Below are 23,005 nucleotides of genomic sequence, written 5' to 3'. Positions count from 1 at the left end.
TGCTACCATTTTTAGTTTATAAAAAGGCGCGTAAAAACCTATTGTTCTAAATCAATAATTACGAAGGTTTTCAGGGAGGAGTGAATGAAGATGCATACTAAACAAAAAGGTGCCGCCCTATAGCAAGAAGCGGCACTCATTTTACGTGCAGAATTAACATACCAGCTTGAAGTACTAGCCTGAAAGCTAGCTTAACATGCTGATTTTAAAAGCTAGGTTTAAACACTCAATATAGCGCTAACTTACAAAACTAAGCTGTCACAGTGTTTTAATGATAGAAGAAAAATCCAGCCCACCATTTTCTTGTGCTTTTTCACAATACTCACGATACAGCTCAGCGGCTCTTTCACCCATAGGAACATTCGCCCCAACCGATTCAGCGCCCTGCATGGCCAAGGTTAAATCTTTCAACATTAACGCTGCAGCAAAACCACCCGCAAAATCATTATCAGCAGGGCTGGCTGGCCCTACGCCTTTTACTGGGCAGTAGCTGGTCATCGACCATGTTTGCCCCGACGCATTCGACGCAATATCGAAAAACACTTGCGGATCTAAGGCTAATTTTTCAGCTAGTTGAAAGGCTTCACACGTAGCAATCATACTGGCGCCAAGCAGCATATTGTTGCAAATTTTAGCCGATTGCCCAGCGCCACAGTCACCCGCATGAATAATTTTCTTACCCATAGCCGACAGTACTTTTTCAGCTTGTTCAAAGGCTGCTTTTTCACCCCCAACCATAAAGGTAAGTGTGCCGTCACCCGCCGCTTTTGTGCCACCAGATACGGGCGCATCAACCATTAGCAGGCATTTCGCTTGGGCCATTTCACCCACGAGTTTAGCGGTAGCGACATCAATCGTTGAACAATCTAATAGCAAAGTGCTCTCGTTCACGTTGGGTAAAATAGTGTCTTCGTAAATACTTTTAACATGCTTTCCTGCAGGTAACATAGTGACCACTGCATCGCAGTTTTTTACCGCTTGCTCGGCTGATTCTGCTAACTCACAGCCATTGGTTTTAGCGACAGCCATGGCTTCGTTACTTAAATCAAATGCCAATACACTAAAGCCGTTTTTCACTAAGTTCTTGGCCATGCCAGAACCCATATTACCTAGTCCAATAAACGCTATATTTTTAATCATCATTGACTCCACATTTGCAAGGTAAGCAACGGCTTACGCCATAGTAGGAATAACAAAGGCATTGTCATTCGTATCAGACCCATCAGGCCAGCGCTGAGTAACGGTTTTCACTTTGGTCCAAAACTTAACGCCTTCCATGCCGTGCTGATTGGTATCGCCAAATGCAGAACGCTTCCAACCGCCGAATGTATGGTAGGCCACCGGCACTGGGATTGGCACGTTAATGCCTACCATGCCCACGTTTACGCGTTGTGCAAACTCTCTAGCGGCATGGCCGTTTCGGGTGTAAATAGCCACCCCATTTCCGAATTGGTGATCACTTGCTAGTGACACCGCTTGGTTAAAGTCGGCGGCGCGAACAATTTGAAGTACAGGGCCAAAAATTTCTTCTTGGTACGAACGCATATCGGCAGTGACATTGTCGAACAACGTAGGACCAATGAAATAGCCATTGGTATCTTTAGGAATTTGTGTGGTGCGACCGTCGTAAACCAAGTCTGCACCTTCAGTAATAGCCAGTTCGATATACTCTTCCACTCGGCTTTTATGTGCAGCAGTCACTACTGGCCCATAGTGAGCACTAGGATCATCAGATGCGCTCACTTTAATGGCTTTAATAGCAGGAAGCAGTTTTTCAATTAGCTTTTCTGCCGTGCCTTCGCCAACCGGAACCACCACAGGTAATGCCATGCAACGTTCACCGGCTGAACCATAAGCGGCCCCCACTAAATCTGATACTACCTGATCTAAGTCTGCATCCGGCATCACAATACCGTGGTTTTTAGCACCGCCCATGGCTTGAATACGTTTTCCAGCCCGAGCACCACGTTCGTAAACGTAATTGGCAATATCGGAAGAACCCACAAAGCTCGCAGCTTTTACATCTTGATTATCAAGCAGTGCATCTACCGCCACTTTGTCGCCATGCACAACGTTAAGCACACCAGCAGGAAGCCCAGCTTCTAACATTAATTTAGCCAGTTCAACGGGTACAGAAGGATCGCGTTCAGAAGGCTTTAAAATAAAGGCATTTCCACACGCAATGGCAACACCAAACATCCACATAGGTATCATTGCGGGAAAGTTAAACGGGGTAATACCTGTTACTACACCTAATGGCTGACGCATGGAGTACACATCAATACCAGGCCCTGCACTGTCTGTATACTCTCCCTTTTGTACGTGAGGAATACCGCAAGCAAACTCTATAACTTCTAATCCACGCTGAATATCCCCTTGCGCATCAGAAAACACTTTACCGTGTTCGCTTGATAACAACTTAGCAAGCCTATCTTTGTTTTGCTCTACTAAGCGCTTGAATTCGAACATTACACGGGCACGGCGTTGTGGGTTAGTGGCGGCCCACTCGCGCTGAGCCTTTAAAGCCACATCGATGGCGTAGTGTATGGTGTCTACTGAGGCTAGCGCCACATGCGCTTGCACTTCACCAGTATTTGGCGCGAAGATATCGGCTTGGCGTTCGCCTTCGACTGTAAAATCTTTTCCATTAATAAAATGCGCTACGGTTCTCATTACTTACCTCTTACTTATTTGTTGTGGCTAAATTGCTGACATTGCTAATAACCAGATTATTAACAATTTTGAAACCTTGCGTTAAAAACTGCAAGACAATATAGTTACAGCAAGATGCTGCATTTTTGCAGCCATATTAAAAGGTGGCGTTGTGAACTGGGATGATTTAAGACTGTTCTTAGGGTTAGCTAGAAACGGAAGAATTAGCATTGCTGCCAAAAGCTTAGGCGTAGATGCCACTACACTTATACGTCGAGTAAAAAGGCTGGAGTCTGCATTAAATTGCAATTTATTTGAACTGAGTAATAAAGGCTATTTGCTTACCGAGCACGGTAAGCGGTTAGTCAACTACATTGAACACGCAGAACGGCATATTTTAGAAGCTAAGCACGATTTAACCGATGTGCGTCAAGAGCTGTCTGGCACCATACGGGTAAGTGCTTCCGAAGGGTTCGGTTCGTGGATACTTGCACCAGCCTTAGCCGCCTTTAAGCAAATGTACCCCGCAATAAGTATTGAGTTAGTGGCAAACAGTGGTTTTTTGAATATTAATAAACGGGAAGCTGATATTGCCATTTTGCTTGAAAAACCCACCAAGGGCTTACTGTATACCAAGCGATTAACCGACTATCGACTTAATTTATATATGCATGAAGCACTCATTAGTAAACATGGCGCTCCTACCTCTATTGAACAGTTAAGCCCTTATAACTTAGTAAGCTATGTGCCTGACTTGATTTACGCGCCGCAACTAAACTTTATTGAAGAATCACTGCTCTCCCCTCTTCACACACTCAAGAGCACCAGTATAAATGCTCAGTTCCAGATGCTTAAAAGTAAAGCTGGGGTGGGTATATTGCCTCAATTCATTGCCAAAAATGCCAGTGAATTGCGCCCTATCTTGCAAGATAAAATTGATATCACCCGCACTTTCTGGCTAGCCACTCACCGCGACGTTAGGCATTTAGCCAGGGTAAATGTATTTTTAGAATGGTTAAACAGCACAGTTCAAGAACACGCAGACTTATTCTAGCTTGCTATAGTAAGGCTGCGTTGAAATACCCACAAAAAAGCGCCCGAAGGCGCTTTCAATTTTTTGTCTAACTAAGAATCTTAAAGTGTTGTTGCCTTACTAAGTTAAAATGTCTTGCTAAGTTAGAGCCTCATGCAAACTTTAGAACGCATAAGTAAGGCTTACCGTGCCGTTCACTGGCGCGCCATAAAAACCAATGGTATGCAGGCTGTTAATGTACTTTTCATCAAAGATATTGTTTATGTTTGCACGAAGGGTAAGGTCACTCGTTACCGCATAGGTAGCATAGGCGTTAGCTAAGAAGTAACTGCCCTGCTCTACGTTATAATCTGTATTGCTGATTTCAGATTGCCACCTGCCGCCTAATCCAACCGTTAAAGCTGGCAACGCTGGCATTTCATAGCCTAACTGGAAGGTAACCACATCACGAGGTGCCCACAAGTTAACATCTGCACCGGCTTCATCTTCAACATCGATAGCGGTATAAGACCCTTGCACAGTAAGGGCATCGGTAATTTGACCTACCACTTCAATTTCAAATCCTTCAGACTCTACCGATACACCTTCGTAGTAGTACTGACCATTTTCGGGGTTAATGCCGGCAAAAGAGGCTAAATTGTCTTGCTCAGCAGTGAAATAAGCAAATGTGGTCATTAAGGCATCATCTAGCCACTGAGCTTTAACGCCAGCTTCAAAGTTTTTACCTTTAGTGGGTGCTAAGTATTGGCCAGATAAGTCATATTGTTCTTGCGGCTGGTACACATCTGAATAGCTTACATAAGTATTGATGTTTTCAGTTACCGCATAGGTCGCTCCGATATAAGGGCTAGCTTCACTTTCTTCGTTATCGATAGCAGTGCCTGCGTTGTTGCCACTGCGCTCAAAATCAATCGCGTTAAAGCCTGCTATAACAAACAACTCATCCGTTACGTTTACTTTAGCAGAGCCAAAGTAACGGGTAAGATCTTGTTCGATATCAGAATAAAGTACCGCGTCAAACCAGTCTGGCTCTGCAATAGCATCGAGGGCATATGGAAACGCTGGTGTAGCACCGTAGGCGGGGGTATTTGCGTAGTCAAACCCATATTGATACATGGTGTCTGAACTTGACGCATGGCTAATACCAAAGTTAACTTCATGTTCACGACCAAATAGCTCGAAAGTACCAAAAGTACGGGCTTCAAGCAGATTTGAGTCTATGTCTGAATCGTAACGACCGGGCCAACCAACCAAACCTAAGCCAGTGTCTTTATCAATAGTGCCGTAGGCATAAAACAATTTATCTTGTTCTTCATAGCCGCGGTAGTTGTAGCTCACTTTCACTTGCCAGTCGTTATCGAAAATATAATCGAATTCAACGAAGGCATTGGTGTTTATTGTGTCCCACATGGTCCATTCTTGGGTAGTGGTATCGCTAACATCCCACTCGGCTTGGGTTCCATCGCTGTAGTTAAATACTAACCCGCCCCACGTGTTACCGTCGGTATTGGCGTCTTGATAAGAGTAACCAAAGGTTACCGTTGCATTGTCGGAAAGTTGCCCATCTACCACACCATACAAAAAGGTGCGATCGTTCTCTAAGCCATCTAGGTAAGATTCTTTATCTTCTATGGCTGCTACAACACGGGCTGCCCAGCGGCCATCTTCGGTTATCAAAGTCGAGTAATCCGCCTGCAAACGTTTAAAGTCGAAGGAGCCAGCACTAACCGTAATTTCACCCCCCTCTTCGTTAGTGGGGCGCTTACGCACATAGTTTAGTGTACCTGATGCATTACCTACGCCTGTTAGCAAACCGTTGGCGCCACGAATAACTTCAATTTTTTCGTAACCGTACGCTTCAAGTGCACCGGTTACAATACCCCAATCATTGGGCAAGCCTACACCATCAATTTGGGTATTTTTAATTTCAAAACCACGGGCTGTGTAGTTGGTACGGTTAGTTTCCCACTCTTCTACGTTAATACCCGGAGCGAGTTTCAGTGCATCGTTAACATTGTAGGCACCAAACGCTTGCATGAGCTCTTCTGAGATAAGGCTAATAGACTGAGGTGTCTCGCTTAACTCCATTGATAAGCCCGTAGCTCCTCGACTTACGCGGTTTTGACGTACACCCACAATATGGATTTTCTCAACCTTTGCTTCGTCAATGTTTGCATCATTGTTAAGTGTTTCAGGTTGAGCTTCTTGAGCGTTAATTGAAAAGGCGAGCGCGATAGGTGTTAGCGCAAAAAGTGTGGTCAGCTTCATTGTGTTCTCTACAGTGGTTTTGATTTATTTTTTATTTGTAGAGCGATTATACGTACATCAACATGGATGGTAAATGATAATTGTTATCATTCACACCATTGTAACAAATCAGCGGCTGCTATCGCATGTATCAGGCGTTTGTATAACGCGCTATGGATTAAGTGCTAAGCGCTATCTGCGGGTTGGCTGACTGGCTCGTTTCGAAATAAATAGATAAGAGGATGAAAAAGTGAAGCTTTATTTGAAAGGCGTAGGGGTAAATTTACCCCTACATGTTTTACATGGTATTGCTTAATTAAGGCGTGATTTGACGGTAGTAATTAGGTCTTGTTTCACCACAGGTTTTACAATATGCCCTTGCATTCCTGCATCTATGCAACGCTTTTTGTCAGCTTCCATGGCGTTAGCCGTCATGGCTAAAATAGGTATGTTGTCCCATGCCTCATTTTCACGAATATGCTCTGCAGCTTCCACTCCGCCCATAATAGGCATTTGCATGTCCATCAATATTAAGTGTGGCTTAAAGCCGCTTTGTAATAGGTCTAAACACTCTTGCCCGTTTTCAGCAAACTTAACCACAGCGCCAGCACTTTTAAGCATAGCACCTGCAACTTGTTGGTTAATGGGGTTATCTTCTACTACTAAAATAAGCGTTTTAGCCAAAAGCTTGTCTTCGTCTTCAATCACAGGTTTTTCGGCAAGATCATTCGCTGATTGTTTGCATGAAATAACCGTATCGTACAAGGTTGACGGCGTGAATGGCTTAGACAAAATATCATCGAACAATACTGGAATCTTGTTATCAACCCCTTCCGTATTATGTGAAACAATAACTAAATGCGTTATTTCGTTCTGCTCACGTTGCCAGTTTGCAAGTGCATCAGCATGAATAGTCTCTAAGGTAGCTTCATCAATAAGGATAATTCTTGGTAGGCTACTCGCTGATTTATGAGACGATAGTTCTTCAATACTTTTTGCCACATAAGAAGGCCATCCCAGCACAGAACACTGGCGCTGAATACCTAATTCCACATTCACATTTTGCGTGAGGATGATGGCTTGATACGACACAATATCCTGTTCACCCAAACTGTCTGCTTGCCCCTCAGTGGCTTTTTTCAAGGTAACATTAAAATGGAATTTGCTGCCTTTACCTTTCTGGCTAACAACACCTATCTTTCCATTCATCATTTCAACAAGCTGCTTTGCAATACTAAGCCCTAGCCCCGTTCCACCGAATTTAGTATTGGTATCTCGAGTTGCTTGGGTGAATGCCCCAAATACCTGGTTGGCCTGCTCTTCAGTCATGCCAATACCGGTATCTTGCACTTCAAATCCTAGCTGCACCGAATCATCATCTTCCGTTAAAAGTTCCACGCGTAAATTCACTTCACCGCGAGTGGTAAATTTGATGGCATTACTAATTAAATTGCTGATAATTTGATTTAGCCTGACCGAGTCCCCCACTACATGCTTAGGGCACTCTGGGTCGACATCAATCCATAGTTCGATATGTTTACCATAGGCTGCTCGGCCCATCATTTTACCAATTTGGTTAAGCAGGCTATCTAAGCGGAACGGAGCTTCGACCATATCAAGCTTACCGGCTTCTATCTTAGAAAAATCGAGAACGTCGTCGATAATGCGGCTTAGTAGAGAAAAACTGGTGATAGCTTGCTCTATGTTGTCATTAATTTTTTTGTAATTACGCTCGCCCTGGGTAATTTGCAGCAAGCCGTATACTCCATTCATTGGGGTTCGAATTTCGTGAGACATTCTGGCTAGAAAGTCAGCCTTGGCTTTTTCTGCATCTGTGGCTTTGTTCTTCGCCTTAATTGCGAGTTCTTTTTCTAAATTTAACTGCCTAAGTAGCCGTATTAGCAGAAAGGCAAGGCCGATTAAAAATAACGTGGCAATAATAAAACCAAGCACAATGAAGTGCTTAGTGCGCTGAATATAAGCCACAGTATCGGCAGGCTTTTTCATTACTAGCCAGTAATACGCATCTTCAATGTCTGTGTCTTCTGTATTCCTTTTGCCAATAGGAATAATGCCGTGCTTAAATTGGCTGGTAAAATTTTTATCCAGTATCTCATCTTCGCTGCCATTAAAGCGTTTCTCAAAACCTGGAAATTGCATGCTTACTTGGTTTTTAGGTTTATCGAGTAACCAGCCCCACGCCGTGTCGTTAGGCGATGCGAGGAAAAAACCGTCTGGGTTAATTAACCAGTGCGCACTATTGGCTTGCAACTCTTTCAAGCGTGAAAACACTTCACGCAAATCGAAGTTCAACACAATTAGGCCTGAAATTTCGCCATCAATTCGGTATTTAGCAACACTTCTGATAGTAGGCCGGTAAGGGAGTTCTATTACCCCCTGCTCTTTATTTAAATCTAAAGGCGAGATGTAATAGTCTTTTGATGATTCAATAGCTTCAATAAAGTAGTACCGATCAGCTTTGTTTTGCAGGTCTTGAGTATCTCGCCAGATTAGGCTGTTTGATGCTTTTTCAGCACGTAAACGCTCATTCCCATCAAGTGCAATATAACGAATTTGCTGCAAGCTGGGGTAGGCTTCGAAAAGTGCTGACCAATGTTCAGTAAGGTACCGCTTCGCATTATCATCAACTAGCGCATCATTAATAATAGTACTTTTACTTTCTTGAATGGCAATAGAGCGCGCATCCAATATAACGTGGTTTATTTGGCTTTGAAAATTTTGATGCAGTACGTCGAATTGTTGGCTAATAGCGTCGTTACTGAACCGTTTAGTTTCTATCCATAAAATGTTAGCCAGCACCGCCACAATACAAATGAAAAACACACAGAATATAGAAATGAACAATTCTGACTTCGATACTTTATTGACCACAATGCATCCTTTCGGGTTGCTGCAACGGCTATACGATTTAATTTTATTAAACTAAAGTATAACACCTAAGTGGCTAACTACCCGTATCTGTGATGTTTTAGATTTATTTGCGGGCTTATTGGCTAATGTATTTGCAGAGCCGCAAGCAAATCATTAGCGCCTTTAAAGATAAGCGCTATTCGATAACGTGCGGTTGCTAGGCTATTTCAGTGTTGAAACCAAGTGACTTAAAGGCTCAAGGTCAGCCTCAAAGTGCTTCCATTGCTGCATGCCACTTTGATAAATAGGCTGGCGCACCTGCTCAGCACTCGCGGTTCTTACCGAGCGCTTGGTTTTATAGAAATCTAAACAACCCTCTTCAAAGGGTAGTCCGCAAAAATCTAGTAGCTTATGCACCTGGTGATCAAAATCAGTCACCACATCTTCATATTGCATCTTTAAGATTTTACCCGGGAGCACTGTGTTCCAATGATCCATTAACTCAACATAATTTTTGTAATACTTTCCAATATCTTCCAAGTTGTAGCTAAACTCTTGTCCTTCGGCAAACAATTGCTTAAAAATACTAAATCCACAAGACATAGGGTCACGCCGCGCATCAATAATAATGGCATCGGGTAAAATCAATTGGATAAGTCCTATATGCCTAAAGTTGTTTGGCATTTTGTCTATAAAGTAAGGCGCGCCTTGGCGATAGACTTCTGTGTCTTTAATAAAATCATCGCCAAACTTAGCTAATTGATCTGCCGACAGTTCCTCTAGCACTTGCGGGTAACGCTTAGGTTTATCACTACCGCCACGCCCATTTAAACGATGAGCTAACGACATAATATTGGGTAACTCCATGGTGCCATCCACCATAGAATGGGAAGACAGAATTTGTTCTAGCAAGGTAGAGCCGGCTCGCGGCAGGCCTACGATAAAGATTGGCCTTGGGTGACGCTCTTGCTTGCTCAGCGTATTGGCTAGGTTATGTGTGCTAGCCTGGTTAGAAAATAATGCTGGGGTACATACTTCTATTTGTGCCTTACATTCTGCTTCTATCCGCGCAGCTTGATAACCCAACTGCTGCTTTTTAAGCGCATTTCCCTTTGAGTAATAGGTAAATGCTTGTGAGTAATCACTAGCATCTTCAAACGCCTTCCCTAAAGCAAAGCTTAAATGAAACCTATCTTCAAACGCTGTAGTCTGCGCTTGTTCATGACGTTGCATTATTGCTATTTCTTCGTCGCTGAAGCTATAGGTTTTAAGGTTGGCCAAGCTCCAATACGCGTCACCAAAGTTGTCTTGGCAAGCCCCTGCTTTTTGATAAGCGGCAACAGCGTTTTGGGTATCCCCCACCGTTTTATACGCATGCCCAAGCATAATAAGTACACCAGAATTATCCGGTAACTGTTCAAGAATGGAATTATAAATAGCTATGGATTGATTGAATTCACCTACGGCTTGGCTTTCGTTCGCCACGGCCATTTGATAGCGCACATCATCCGGTGATTTACTGCGTAACAGCAGTGCTTGTTCAAGAGCCTGTTCGTATCGCTGCCTTTTATGCAGGACGTTTACGTAATCTAATCGCGCTTGGTGAAATTCAGGGTCGAAGTGCAAACAGCTTTCTAATAGAAACTCAGCGTCGTCTAACACTTTATGTTTTACACCAATAGCAGCAAGTAAGCGCATCGCTTCGGTATGTTTAGGCTGTTTCTTTAGAAAAAACCGACATATTTCTTCTGCCTTAAGCAGGTTATCTTCGTTTATTAAGCTGCTTACGCTTACTAACTCTTGTGGCATGCTAGCCCAATAAGCCACTTGCTTCTGGGTATGTTCTGCTGACCATACTTGGCCCTCTGCACGATAAAGTTCGCTTAAGTTTTTCCAGCTGGCTACTAGCGCAGCATTAAGCTGTACTGCTTTTTCATAGGCACTAATGGCGGCTTGGCTATTACTCAGTCGGTAGTTGTGGCCTTCTTCTTGGTAGGCCCTTGCATAATTGGGGTGGTAGCTTGTCAGTGTGTTCAGGGTAGACAACGCAAGCTGCGGTTGTTGCAAGTAGCGATGACACACCGCGGTTAAATACAGCGCATCAATGTTGTCTGGGTAACGGGCGAGTAGGCTTGAGGTGATATCTAGTGCACTTGAAAATTGCTTTTTCTGCAACAACAGCTTGGCTTCAGTGATGTCTTTGCTAATGTTGTTATTAATATTGGTAACCTGCTCATTCTTATTTGAATTATTATTAGATTCAGAATTCGTGGGTACAGAAACACCCATATACATTACTCCAACTCAATCGCTATACCGTGTTAATGCGCTCGTCTGACTTTTTAAAAGCGGTGACTTCTCAAAGCTGCACAAGTGCCTCGAAACACATGCCAATAGCGATTAAATTAAACACAGAGTTAGCATACATGACTTACGTTCATAAACAAAAAGCGGCTATAAGTAAGCCGCTTTTTGATACGTGTAGTCTTAGTTGCCTACGTTAGTTAAACGCGTAAGACACACGCATACCAATAGTACGAGGGCGATTGGTGGTTACCCGTCGTATATCATCAATGGTGTTAATGTATTTTTCTGCCACTTCATCAGTAAGGTTATCAACGTAAAGCTCTACCCCCCACTCATCAAAGTTTGCACCAAGTGACGCATTAACTAGCGTGTAGCTGTCTTGCTTTTCTCGGGTATCAATATACATAGAACTATAGCTTTCATCAGTATATTGAAGGGTGACTTGACCGTAAGCATCTACGTTTTTCACCGTCCAATCGTAACGACCGCGTAAGCTGTAGTTAAGCTCGGGCGACAATGCTAATTCACTACCCTCTGGTGCCAACGTAAACGATATACCGCTTACCAAATCAGTAATTTCTGAATGGTTGTTAGACACAGCGGCGAATAAGGTTAAGTTGTCGGTTGCAGTCCATGCGGCATCAAGTTCTATACCTAGAATTTCTGCGTCAGCCACGTTGTCAGTAAAGGTTAACTGTAAGATGTTAGCGCTATCTAGAATGGCAACTTGAATGTTGTCCCAATCAATTTTATAAATTGCACCATTAATCTTCAGGTTACCGTTGTTAAACGTGGTTTTCCAACCCAGCTCCATGTTAACCACTTCATCACTTTCGTAGGTATCTGGTACCACGAAATCTTCGAACTCAGGCAGGTTATTGGTGTTAATTGCCGGGCCAGACAGTCGGTTGAAGCCACCTGCGCGATAACCTTCTGAATACGTGGCATACACCAAAATATCTTTACTGAACTGATAGTCCAACGTGAATTTAGTGATGGTGCCATCTTGTTTTAGCGGCGAGATATCAGCCAGGCTGACATCATAGTTACGGCCGTAGTCAGGGAAGTCTTCTGTCGCGCCAAACACACTAGTGTTGGCAAAGGCAGATGAACCTAAGAATGTCGCTTCTAGTTCGTAATAACGTAACCCAGCTGTGGCGGTAAGTTTGTCGGTAATATCCCACGCCAACTCACCGAAAATTGCGGTTTGCTCTTCATCACGAGTTAAATCGTTAATGAAGGTAACTCCTGGCTCTCTAAAGTCAGGGTTGTTCGCCGTAGAGCCTACGTTTGGTCTATTTTGGAAAAAGCCAAGCTCTGGTGCAGCGGCGTAATCATACTCACCATCATGAGTAATAGTTTGATCGTCATAGAACAAGCCAAGCACACCACGTACCGGTTTATCGTACGGTGAGCTGAAACGAATTTCATGCGTTAAACGTTCGTTAGTTACTTGACCTACAAAGCGTTTGCTTGGATCTAAACACTGTCTTACTTCGGTATAAGTACAGGTGTAATAATCGGCAGCAAATGCACCACTGTTGTTGTAACCAATGTAATCAACGGTTTGATAGATATCACGATCTAAATAACCACCGGTGTAAACAATGTCTACGTACTCTAACTGTTTCTCAATGGTCCAAGAAGTTAAGTCGAAGCTATCTTCAAGCCTATCTTCATCGAACCGCGCAACGTTCATTTCGCCTAGTGTTGGATCGTAATCGAATACGCCATCTACATCTAAGTCTTGATGGGTGTGTTGCAACAAGATACTGAAATCAGCGGTTGGTTCCCAGCTTATGCCGAAACGTACCCCAATATATTCACTGTCGTTGAAATCATCTTCAACAAACTCTTCGTTATCTATTTCGGTATATGTTGCATCAACCCATTGGTCTTTTAAACCTTGCTCAACATCACCATTATTGAAAAAATCTGGGTTAGCGTTGGGGTTAATCGTTGGGTCTAGCGTGAACGTGCTGTAGACGTTGTCAATATAGCCACCTTGCTTATCATTGTATGCAGTAATACGTACCGCCAACTCATCTTCAATGATAGGAATATTGACAAAGCCTTCAATCGAAGTGCTGTCATCGCCACCTTTAGTTTGTGAATAGTCTAGTTCGAATCCAGCATCAAAACCGCCTGAATCCGGCTTGTTTGTGATAATTCGCAATGCACCTGCTTGTGCACTTGCGCCAAATAAGGTGCCTTGTGGACCTGCTAGCACTTCCAAACGTTCAACGTCAGTGACGTAAACATCTAGGTTACGTCCTGTTGCACTAATAGGCATGTCATCTAGGTATAAGCCTACTGTCGGTGCTGGGGTAAATTCAGTACCGGTAATACCGTTATGACCTAATGCTAGCCCGCGAATATAAACGTCAGACTGACCCGGACCACGACCACCCATACTTGCGCTAGGGATCATTTCTATATAATCATCGAACTTAGAAATGTTGTTTTCTTTAAGGGCCCGTTCGCTCAGTGCGGTCACTGAAATAGGTACACTTTGAATGCTTTGAGCTCGGCGGGTTGCCGTTACTTCAATAAGCTCAATAGCCGCCCGTTTGGGATTTTTAGTGGGTTGTGTTTCCTCAGCAACTTGTTCAGTTGCCTGCTGTGTTTCTTGAATATCCGCAAACGCTAGAGGAACATCTACAGCAGCCGCCATCGCTATACATACTGCATAATTGACTTTCGTCTTTCTTAACATTCTCATGAATATCTCCAATTTTTATTATAATTCTCTTACACACTCGTTATGTTGTTACTTAGGGTACTGCTAATTTTTACTGCTTATTCTTCTGCTACTTTGGCTTTTATTGCCTTACATCTTTATTATTTGAATTCGTTTTGTGCTGCTTTTACGCTAGGTTTATCCACGTTGATTTGCTTTGGGTATAAGCGGTAAAACACTCAAGAGATTTATCTCTCGAATTACCCGACTGCTTGTAACCACCAAACGGTTGGGTCATGTCCCCGTCACCAAAGCAATTCACCCAAATAACACCGGCTTCAATCGCTTTTGTCATTCTGTGCGCGGTATTTAAATTTGATGTCCACACGCTAGCAGCAAGCCCATACTTAGAGTCATTAGCGATAGACAATGCGTGCGCTTCGTCGTCGAATTTAATCAACGCCACCACAGGCCCAAATATCTCTTCTTGGGCAATCGACATATCAGACGTAACTTGAGTGAATAATGCAGGCTGGATATAGGCGCCATGAGTGAGATCTGACGGTATCTCTCCACCAAATTCTAATTTGGCCCCTTCTTTAATGCCTGCTTCAACTTTTTCAATTACCCCGTCGCGCTGCTCGAGTGACACCATTGGACCTAAGCTCGTAGCTGGATCTAACGGATGACCGGGTTGGTATACCTGCTTGCTCTTTTCGATAAACTTTTCTACAAAGGCATCGTGGATATCTTTGTGAACCAGTAAACGAGAACCTGCATTACAAACTTGACCTACGTTGTCGTAAATTCCAGCTATGGCTATATCGACGGCTTGGTCTAAATCGGCCAAATCTGACATGAATATTTGCGGGCTTTTTCCGCCAGTTTCTAACGCTACACGCTTTAAATTAGACTCACCCGAGTAAGTCATTAACTTCTTACCTACAGCGGTAGAGCCGGTAAAACTAATTTTGGCGACATCCATATGCATGGCGAGCGCTTTGCCTGCTACATGACCAAAACCATTGACCACGTTGAAAACCCCTGCAGGGCCGCCAGCCTCAATAAATAACTGGGCAAATCGGGTACAACTTAGTGGTGCTCTTTCTGACGGTTTAAGGACAACACAATTGCCTGCCGCTAGCGCGGGGGCGACCTTCCAAATTGCCATCAGCAATGGGTAATTCCATGCAGAAATGGCCCCAACAATACCTAAGGGTTCATGCTGAATCATGTGCAAGGCAGAGGCGTCAGTATTGGTTATGTCGCCGCTAACTTTATCGATACACTCAGCAAAGAAGCGAAGCGACACTGACACTTCAGGAATATCTATGGTTAAGCAGTCGGTAATAGGCTTACCCATATCTAGACTGTCGAGCAATGCTAACTCAGCAGCATGTTCGTCAACTAAATCTGCCAACCGTAGAAGTATATTCATTCGCTCGCGTGGTGGCATGTATCTCCAACGACCATCATCCCACGCCACTTTGCTCGAACTTACTGCGGCATCAATATCTGCTGTATCAGCACAAGCAACCGAAGCAATTACATCACCACTTGCTGGGTTAATAGCATCAAAGGTCTCACCACTTTGCGAATCAACATAACTACCATTTATGAATAATCCTGATTGTATTTCAAAATTTTCTGCAAAACTCACCCAGTCATCGTATGAAAAGGTGGCAGGATCTGAATTATTCAACAACGCGGATGGCATGTATAAAAACCTCTTTAAACTATTTTGCTCATTTACTCATCAATCATAAATCGAAATATGACAGACGCACAATTGAGCATTATTTGACTATTGATTAAAATTTCTAACCTATAGGTAACTAGGTTAAAAATTCTTACATATGCATAGCGCTATAAAACGCACCAACCACAAACATCACTGACAATTTAAATTATTCTTTAATTTCTAAATATCTTCTAAATGCAGAAGATTAATTTTTTAAAAACCAACTAAATTTTCTATTCGTCGATAATTTATACGTTATTTTCAATAAACATTAGATGTACTTACAAATAACGTGTGACAAAACATTAGAAGCCTGTTTAATTATTTTTGTGGTCTTCCAAAATTATGTCAGCCCCTTTTTCTGCCACCATCATCACAGGCGCATTAATATTGCCCGAGGTTATATTTGGGAAAATGGAAGCATCTACTACACGAAGGCCTGTTACACCGTGTACTTTCAGCCTTGCATCGACAACTGCATTACTCTGTTCTGGGCCCATGGCACAGGTTCCGCACAAATGATAAATAGAACCACCTTGCTCTTTGAAGTACTGCAACATGCTCGCGTCGTCGTTAACTGAGGGGCCGGGCTTAATTTCTTCTTCGGTTACCGCTTGTAGTGCAGGCGCTTGCATTAAGCGCCTAATCAGTTGGCTTCCCTGACGAACTTCTTCTAGGTCTTTTTCGGTAGATAAATAATTGGGGCGAATGAATGGCTTGTCGCTAGGGTTGCTTGAAGACAGCTCTACCGTGCCTTTACTGCTAGGCCGACACGAGTTAAACGCGACTAAAAAGCCTGAATAAGGATCCGGCGCTAACTTCGCATTAGGGTCAGCTGGAATTTGATATGACATGGGGTTGAAGTACAACTGAAGATTAGGCAGCGCTTCGGTGTCTGCGCCTTTTACAAAGCCTCCCCCCTGATTAACGCTTATCGATAATGGTCCGCTTCGGGTAAATGCATATTGCAGTGCCGCTTTAGCCTGCCCGAATAACGACCCTAAATCGTCGTTTAGCGTTTTCACCTTCGCTTTGTAGTAATAGCTTACACATAGATGATCTTGAAGATTTTGCCCTACCGCAGGAGAGTGGCTTACCAATGGAATACGGTGTTTATCCAATAAACGCCTGTCGCCTACCCCTGATAACTGAAGTAATTTGGGAGAATCTACCGCGCCAGCTGATAACACAATTTCTCTTTTGGCTTTAAGGGTTTGCTGAACACTCCCCGTTCGAACTTCTACGGCATAGGCGTGTTTGTCTTCATTAAACAACACTTTTTCGACCACTGTATCTCGCAATACATGCAAGTTACCGCGCTTCAGGGCTGGTTTTAAATGGGCTGAATTACTGCAATGGCGAAAGCCTTTGTAGATATTGGCATCGTAAATACCTATTCCTTCAAACTGTGCACCATTGAAGTCATCATTTAATGTGAAGCCAAGCTGTTCAGCGCCTTTCAAGTAATGACTACAAAAAGGATGAGCCCCTTTTTTCATCTGGGTAATACCAATCTTTCCACTTCCAGAATGGTGTTCGGTGTCGCCTAATGGGTGTCGCTCTAGCTTTTTAAAATAAGGTAATACATCGGCATACGACCAGCCTTCATTGCCAGCTTGTGCCCACGCATCGAAGTCTGACGCTTGACCACGCACATAAATCATTGCATTGATGGAGCCCGAGCCGCCTTGCCCTTTACCACGAGGGGCATACATTTTACGCCCCGCCATGTTTGGCTCTTCTTCGCTGTAGTACATGTAGTTGTAGGTGGGGTGGTAGTAGGTTTTTGCAAAGCCAATCGGTAGCTTAATCCAAGGTAATCGGTTTTTACCCCCAGCTTCAATTAAGAGTACGGAATAAGCGCCAGACTCACTGAGTCTATCAGCAAGAATACATCCTGCTGAGCCTGCGCCTATTACTATAAAATCGTACTCTGTGCCGGCCATGTGCTTTCTACCGCCTCCAGTCTTGGCTAGACTGTTCTTTTACATCGTAAGGCTTGGCATCCATCGATAAATGCAGCGCTTTTCCGGTGTAAGGCGAATGGGCTTTCACCACATCCATATTTAACTCTACACCTAAGCCAGGCTTGGTTGACGGAATAATATAACCATCTTTCCATTCAATTTTTTCTTGCAGTACATCGGCGTGGAAACCGTCCCACGTCATAATACTTTCTTGAATTAAAAAGTTAGGTGTAGATGTGGCTAGCTGCACACTGGCCGCCGCGCCAACTGGGCCATTGTATAAATGAGGCGCTATCTGGGCGTAATGCACTTCTGCAATACTGGCTATTTTCTTCGCCTCTAGAATGCCGCCTACTCGGCCCAAATTCATTTGCAAAATGGATGCTGCACCATGCTTAAGTAAGTCGAAAAACTCGTATTTCGTGGTTAAGCGCTCGCCTGTGGCTACGGGAATACTGGTATTTTTTGCCACTTCGGCCATGGCGGATGCTTGGCCAGGAGGAACAGGCTCTTCAAACCATAACGGGTCGAAGGGTTCTAGGCGCTTGGCCAAACGAATAGCACCTGCAGGGGTCATTTGACCATGGGTGCCCATGAGTAAGTCGCACTTATTACCGACAGTTTTGCGAATTCGCTCGCAGAAGGTGGCGGCTTTATCAATAGCTTCTAAAGACAGTTGATGACCACAGTAATTGCCATAAGGTCCTACGGGATCAAACTTCAATGCAGTGAAACCTTGCTCCATATTTTTTTCGGCACATTCAACTGCCAGTTCTAGATTGTCGTAATCGTAATCGCCGTCTTCATTTTCAGGATATAAGTAAGTGTAAGTACGAAGTTTATCGTGAATTTTCCCGCCAATAAGTTCGTAAACAGGCTTGCCTGCTGCCTTGCCGATAATATCCCAGCACGCCATTTCTAACCCGCTGACTACACCCATCATGCTTAAGTCGGGGCGCTGTGTGAAGCCGCTAGAATAGGCTGCGCGAAAGAAGCGCTCTACATGATGGGGGTCGAAACCTTTTAAGTAACGATCGAACACATCTTCAATAGCATGAGTCATTACACTTGGGTGAAAGGTAGCGGCGTAAACCTCGCCAATACCTTCAATACCGCAGTCGGTTCTTAGTGAAACAAAAATCCAGTACATCCCCCCAACATGAGGCGGTGGTGTAGCAACGACATAAGATTCACAAGAAACAACTTTCATGGTTTTACCTTTTTTTACCTGCACCAAAGTGCGAGTTTATAAATTGTGTAGCGGTTTGGCACTGTTGCCAGCAAAACTGATGTAAAAGCGCTAATTTTTAACGAACGAGTACTAACTTATTTGCGTTGAATAAATTATTGATTCAACGCTAGTATTTAAGAACGACCAAGCGAGTTTGCGTGTACTCAAGCATGCCGTGCTTACCATCGTCGCCCCCTAAACCTGAGCGTTTCCATCCTGCGTGAAAGCCTTGATAGGGGTCGGAAGGGGTGCGGTTGATATACACTTCACCCGCTTCCATTTCGTTCGCCACTTTCATCGCGGTACGATAGTTTTCGGTATAAATCACAGACGCCAATCCAAACTGGTGATCGTTGGCTAACGCCAGTGCTTCATCAACATTCGAATATTTTAAAACCGGTAACACAGGTCCAAAGATTTCTTCTTGAACAATTTCCATGTCTTGGCGGCAGTTCGTGAGCAAAGTAGGTGGATAAAAGTAACCTTCACCTTCGGGAATAAAGCCGCCTAGCGCTAGCTTAGCGCCATCATCTATGGCTCGTTCCACCATCTGATGAATATTCAATCGGGCATTGCCATTAACGAGCGGACCCATAAAACCTGGGTTGTTGGCACGATTACCAAACTGTTGAGCTTTCATGTTTTTATGTAGCAGCGCAACAAATTCATCGTAAATATCTTCGTGAACATAAGCACGCTCTACCGCCGTACATAGCTGGCCGCAGTTAGTGTTTTTGGAGCCAACGATTTCTCTTGCGGCTTTTTCGATATCGGCATCAGGCTCTACAATAGCGGGGGTTTTACCGCCAAGCTCTAACGACGACTTTGCAATATTCACTTGTGAATATTCTAAAACTTTTCGCCCTGCACCTACGCTTCCGGTTAGCGTAATCATGCCAACTTTAGGGTGAGTACATACAAGCTCAGCCGTAGCGTGAGTCATGGTAAGCACGTTCACTACGCCCTTGGGAATACCAGCTTCTTGAATGACTTTGGCAATAGCAAATGCTGAACAAGGGGTGTTATTGCTAGGTCTTACTACCACGGTATTACCGGTAATTAACGCCGGCGCAATCTTGCGAAGAAAAGTGTAAACAGGGTAGTTAAACGGAATAAGCGCCACTACAACGCCTATGGCTTCTCGCTGTAGTAGTAGGTTTTCGTCTGGGGTATCGCTGGGTATAATTTCACCCTCGATACGACGCGCCCACTCTGCGTGATAGCGGGTAATATCGGCGGCATATACTGCTTCGTTGGTGGCATCTTCTAAGCTTTTACCTGACTCTTCAGCCAGCGCCGCACCAATATCATCTTTGCGCAATACTAGGGTGTCGGCCAACTTTTGTAAGTAGCCACCACGCTCAATGCTTGTGAGCTTTCGCCACGCGCGCTGCGCTTCGGTAGCACTTTCAATGGCCGATGCAGCTTCTTCTGGGCTTGCCGCAGGCACTTGAGCAATTAACGCTTCAGTTGCAGGATCATAAACGTCTATTAATGAATTTTGAGTAGAGCTAACAAATTCATTATTAATGAAGTTCTTTTCGATTCTCATGGGCATGCCTTAGATCTTAGTTAATTCATTGTAAGCAGGGTTAAAATTTCAAGTCAAACTTTTATTATATTTAGAATTTTGATTCCATATATGAAAACATTTCAGCTTTATTGGGTGATTTTGAAGATAAATATCGCTCGGTAATTTATACTTATCGTACTGTATTGGCGCTATTTCACCGGCTGGAATAGGCCCAGAGCCTGTAGATAGCGCTTCCAACGGGTTTTCATTATTGTGAACTTTGGCTTCAAGCGCCTTAAATATATAGCTATTAAGTAAATGGTTACTTGTCACATCGAATTTGAAGGCTGAGGTGCTTGCTGGTTTTACGGTACGAGATAACGTAAGATTATTTTTTTATATATAAAATAGTGTTAAATAGTTAATGGAAACGGTAAAAGCAAAGTCTAAAGCGCCGGCGGTAGATGCCTCTATTTTAATGCTAAATTTGATTGCTACGTCATCTTACCCATTAACCCTTTCAGAAATTTGTTCACAATTAGACATGCCGCCGGCCAGTGGCCACCGCATTATTAACGCCTTGTTAGAGCATCAAATGATTGCCCTCGATCCTAATCGTAAGAAAGCTTACTGCATTGGTTCTAAAATTTTTCAAATAGCATCAACGATTTACAACAAGCAAAGCATCATCCCCTTCTTTTACCCCGTGGCTGAAATTTTAAAAAACGAAATTCATAAATCTATTTTTCTGTATTCACCCGTGGGAAATCGAGTGGTTACTGTTGCAAAGGTAGACTCTTCGCTAAGCGGCCCGCTTACGTTTCACTTAGGGGAAACAACCGCCATGCACTGCTCTGCTTCTGGGGTGGCTATTTTATCTATGCAATCTGAAGCACTTCAAAGAAGCTATTTTGAGGTTGAGGCGAAGCATGACCCTAGTATTAACAGTCAGTTACCCAAAATTAATGAAGAATTAGCGAGGGCAAAGCGCTTGGGCTATGCGGTTACTCAGAGGGAAAATGGCAGCCACTATTGTTGCATAGCAGCCCCTGTGCTGAATTTAAGAAACGAGCCTATTGCGGCAATTAGTGTAGTGATAAACGCAGACTTTTTAAGTAAGCAGAGTGCCCGGGATTATTCTAAAAACCTTGTACAAGCTGCGCGCCAACTGTCAGCCCATATCGTATAACACGCCAAAATTTATTCGTACTCGCCGTGTAATAGCTCTCGGCGCTGCCTTGGGTATTCGCTTTCGCTTAACTCATACCTCCTAACGGCTAATGGCTAATGGCTAATGGCTAATGGCTGATGGCTAATGGCTAATGGCTAATGGCTAATGGCTAATGGCTAATGGCTAATTAGCAGCTTAAACACACAAAAAGTGATTGGTTAGAAAAATTAACCATACACCCAAAATTAATCATTTTTACCTAATCCATTTTTATATAACTATCGGTTTTATTGAAACCAAAAAACTTCAAAAGGCTGACAGGCGTGCTTCTTAGCCGAATATCTCCCTATAATAAAAAAGGTAAACACATGAAAATAGGATTCATCGGATTAGGTAATGTAGGTGGCAAATTAGCAGGAAGCTTAATACGTAACGGCTGCGACCTTACCGTTAGAGATTTAAATCCAGAATTCGTTGCTGACTTTGTTGCTCGTGGTGCCAAGTCTGCCGATTCAGCGAAAGAAATAGCTGAAAAGTGTGATGTGATATTCACATGCTTACCTTCTCCGGCGGCGTGTTCTCACGTTATGGAAGCAGAAGACGGTGTGCTAGCAGGTATTAGCCCTGGCAAAATTTGGCTAGAAATGAGCACCACCGATGAAGCTGAAGTTCGCCGTATTGGTGGCCTAGTAAAAGAAAAAGGTGCACTGCCTGTGGATTGCCCAGTGTCAGGGGGCTGTCACCGTGCCGATACGGGTAATATTTCAATCTTTGCAGGTTGCGATCGTGAAGCCTTCGATATCGTATTGCCTATTCTGACCATCATGGGCAGACGCGTACTACATACAGGTGAGCTTGGTTCAGCATCAACGTTAAAGGTGGTAACTAACTACCTTTGCACAGTGCACCTTGCTGCGTTATCAGAAGCGCTAACCGTATCTAAAGTCATGGGTATGGATATGAACGTTGCCTATGAAGCCATTAAAGCCTCGTCAGGTAATTCGTTCGTTCATGAAACTGAATCTCAGGTTATCCTAAACGGTAGCCGAGATATTGGCTTTACTATGGATTTAGTATCCAAAGATGTGGGTCTATTTGACGAAGTAGCTAAACGCGCTGGCATACCTTTGGAACTTGCGCCTTTGATGGTAGATATTTTCAAAGACGGCGAAAAGCGCTACGGCCCTCGTGAATATTCACCCAATATCATCCGCAGAATGGAAGATGCATGCGACGTGAAAGTACTAGGCAAAGGCTTCCCTGCGTTCATGGTTGACGATGAGCCTGAAGAAAAAGGTTATGAAGTGGTAGTTCCGCTTAGAAGTGATTATTAAGCCAAAGTGCCAAGCCTTATAAATTTTGAGCGCAGTACCACCTAAGCGCTTAATATCTAAGCCTAAAAACATCTGCGCTAGAAGGCAACCTGAAAGGGTTGCCTTTGCATTTGATGACGCTGTGACGACCTACAGGTTATAGCGATTGGTGGCACGAGAAACATATACTTTAGCGTTACTATCAGTAGTTATTAGTTGGATCTTGCGCCATTGTTTGATAGTTATGGTGAGACAATCATTTCAACGACAAAGGGATTT

At 43.6% G+C, this 23,005-nt stretch carries 13 protein-coding genes; 3 read left to right on the top strand and 10 right to left on the bottom strand.

The genetic code is table 11. The annotated features are described in order from the left end of the window. Positions 1 to 258 precede the first annotated feature (258 nt). Positions 259 to 1,137, bottom strand: a complete 879-nt coding sequence (gene mmsB, locus Q4561_RS05715) for a 3-hydroxyisobutyrate dehydrogenase (protein WP_368411522.1) — start codon at positions 1,135 to 1,137, stop codon at positions 259 to 261. Between the two features lie 36 nt (positions 1,138 to 1,173). Further along, the gene (locus Q4561_RS05710) at positions 1,174 to 2,673 is read right to left on the bottom strand and encodes a CoA-acylating methylmalonate-semialdehyde dehydrogenase (RefSeq protein WP_303458257.1); all 1,500 of its coding nucleotides are present in this window, start codon (positions 2,671 to 2,673) and stop codon (positions 1,174 to 1,176) included. A gap of 151 nt (positions 2,674 to 2,824) precedes the next feature. On the opposite strand from Q4561_RS05710, the gene Q4561_RS05705 reads away from it, so the two are divergent. Beyond that, the gene (locus Q4561_RS05705) at positions 2,825 to 3,706 is read left to right on the top strand and encodes a LysR family transcriptional regulator (protein ID WP_303458255.1); all 882 of its coding nucleotides are present in this window, start codon (positions 2,825 to 2,827) and stop codon (positions 3,704 to 3,706) included. Between the two features lie 141 nt (positions 3,707 to 3,847). Here the strand turns inward: Q4561_RS05705 and Q4561_RS05700 are convergent, their stop codons facing one another. From Q4561_RS05700 to aldA, 8 genes are all read right to left on the bottom strand, one after another. Continuing rightward, the gene (locus tag Q4561_RS05700) at positions 3,848 to 5,953 is read right to left on the bottom strand and encodes a TonB-dependent siderophore receptor (protein WP_303458254.1); all 2,106 of its coding nucleotides are present in this window, start codon (positions 5,951 to 5,953) and stop codon (positions 3,848 to 3,850) included. Between the two features lie 291 nt (positions 5,954 to 6,244). After that, positions 6,245 to 8,824, bottom strand: a complete 2,580-nt coding sequence (locus tag Q4561_RS05695; RefSeq protein WP_303458252.1) for a hybrid sensor histidine kinase/response regulator — start codon at positions 8,822 to 8,824, stop codon at positions 6,245 to 6,247. Between the two features lie 201 nt (positions 8,825 to 9,025). Next, on the bottom strand, positions 9,026 to 11,092 hold the full coding sequence (locus Q4561_RS05690) for a tetratricopeptide repeat-containing sulfotransferase family protein (RefSeq protein WP_303458251.1): 2,067 nt from the start codon (positions 11,090 to 11,092) through the stop codon (positions 9,026 to 9,028). 211 nt (positions 11,093 to 11,303) lie between these two features. After that, positions 11,304 to 13,832: a TonB-dependent receptor gene (locus Q4561_RS05685; RefSeq protein ID WP_303458249.1), complete on the bottom strand. Its 2,529-nt coding sequence runs from the start codon at positions 13,830 to 13,832 to the stop codon at positions 11,304 to 11,306. Positions 13,833 to 13,977: 145 nt separating this feature from the next. Beyond that, positions 13,978 to 15,507 (bottom strand): aldehyde dehydrogenase, encoded by a 1,530-nt coding sequence (locus Q4561_RS05680; protein WP_303458247.1) that lies wholly within the window; start codon positions 15,505 to 15,507, stop codon positions 13,978 to 13,980. 341 nt (positions 15,508 to 15,848) lie between these two features. After that, complete coding sequence (locus tag Q4561_RS05675) at positions 15,849 to 17,477, bottom strand: GMC family oxidoreductase (RefSeq protein WP_303458245.1); 1,629 nt, start codon at positions 17,475 to 17,477, stop codon at positions 15,849 to 15,851. Positions 17,478 to 17,484: 7 nt separating this feature from the next. Continuing rightward, positions 17,485 to 18,708 carry a mandelate racemase/muconate lactonizing enzyme family protein gene (locus tag Q4561_RS05670; RefSeq protein WP_303458244.1) on the bottom strand — a complete coding sequence of 408 codons (1,224 nt, stop codon included), beginning with the start codon at positions 18,706 to 18,708 and terminating at the stop codon, positions 17,485 to 17,487. 148 nt (positions 18,709 to 18,856) lie between these two features. Beyond that, positions 18,857 to 20,281: an aldehyde dehydrogenase gene (aldA, locus tag Q4561_RS05665; RefSeq protein WP_303458243.1), complete on the bottom strand. Its 1,425-nt coding sequence runs from the start codon at positions 20,279 to 20,281 to the stop codon at positions 18,857 to 18,859. Positions 20,282 to 20,666: 385 nt separating this feature from the next. On the opposite strand from aldA, the gene Q4561_RS05660 reads away from it, so the two are divergent. Beyond that, entirely contained in the window at positions 20,667 to 21,431 is a 765-nt protein-coding gene (locus Q4561_RS05660) for an IclR family transcriptional regulator (protein ID WP_303458242.1), read from the top strand. 350 nt (positions 21,432 to 21,781) lie between these two features. After that, positions 21,782 to 22,747: an NAD(P)-dependent oxidoreductase gene (locus Q4561_RS05655; protein ID WP_303458241.1), complete on the top strand. Its 966-nt coding sequence runs from the start codon at positions 21,782 to 21,784 to the stop codon at positions 22,745 to 22,747. Positions 22,748 to 23,005: the final 258 nt, after the last annotated feature.

The sequence above is a fragment of the Alteromonas sp. 1_MG-2023 genome, from assembly GCF_030547075.1.
In the GTDB taxonomy this organism is placed as follows: Bacteria; Pseudomonadota; Gammaproteobacteria; order Enterobacterales; family Alteromonadaceae; genus Alteromonas.
Note: the sequence above shows the minus strand (reverse complement) of the source record. Positions and strands in the feature narration are given on the sequence as shown.